Annotated in this window: 1 protein-coding gene; it reads right to left on the bottom strand. The window is 57.8% G+C overall.

What is annotated here, in order from left to right; all coding sequences use genetic code 11:
• Positions 1 to 348: 348 nt before the first annotated feature.
• The coding region (locus ACOCD2_RS24340) for a transposase (RefSeq protein ID WP_419616049.1) at positions 349 to 671 on the bottom strand (323 nt) is incomplete at its 5' end.

Here is a 671-nt window from a genome sequence, read left to right as displayed (position 1 = left end):
ACTCGGTGTACGGTAATTGCGGCTGCCGGTTGGGAAAATGCGACAAGCACTGCCATGATGATTTTCAATTTCATTGGATTTTCCTCTTGTGATTTCAGGATCCGGGGGCAGTAACCCTAGCCCGCATCGCTCACCGATCCACTGGTTCCGGCGTTTTTGGGCGCCGGGACGTGGCCAAGATAGACCGATAGCCCATTTCTCGTGCCAAGGTACTCGCCGAGAGAAGTAATTCTCGTGTTTTTCGCTCTCCCGGGGCTCTGGAGGATGTTTTTTCGACGGAACAGACGCGCCGGCCCCTCAGCACCGGAGTCTGATCGGTTGTGTCAACGTTGCCGGATGTAATAGGGTTTATCCAGGGGGTGACCAGGCAGGGTGCTGCTTGAGATTGGCCAGGATCTGAGCGATGTCGCTGGCGTAGGGGTATGCTTCCGAGAAGGACAGCCAGACTTTGCGTGCTGTCAGGCGCAGGCGGGCGCCGATTTTCAGCAGCTTCAGACGGATCGTCGTGCTCTGGGCCTTGGCGAACGCCGTACCGGTCAGCCCCAGCCGACGCAGGCCATGCAGCAGGACATAGGCGAAGGAAGAGAAGTACAGCCGCAGTTGGTTCGCCCGCAGGGTGGCACTGCTGGTACGATCGGCGAACAGTCCCAGTTGCTGTTCTTTGATACGAT

It is taken from the genome of Thiolapillus sp. (assembly GCF_048562965.1).
GTDB classification, from domain to species: Bacteria; Pseudomonadota; Gammaproteobacteria; order Chromatiales; family Chromatiaceae; genus Thiolapillus; species Thiolapillus brandeum_A.
This window is presented reverse-complemented; position numbering and strand designations above follow the sequence as displayed.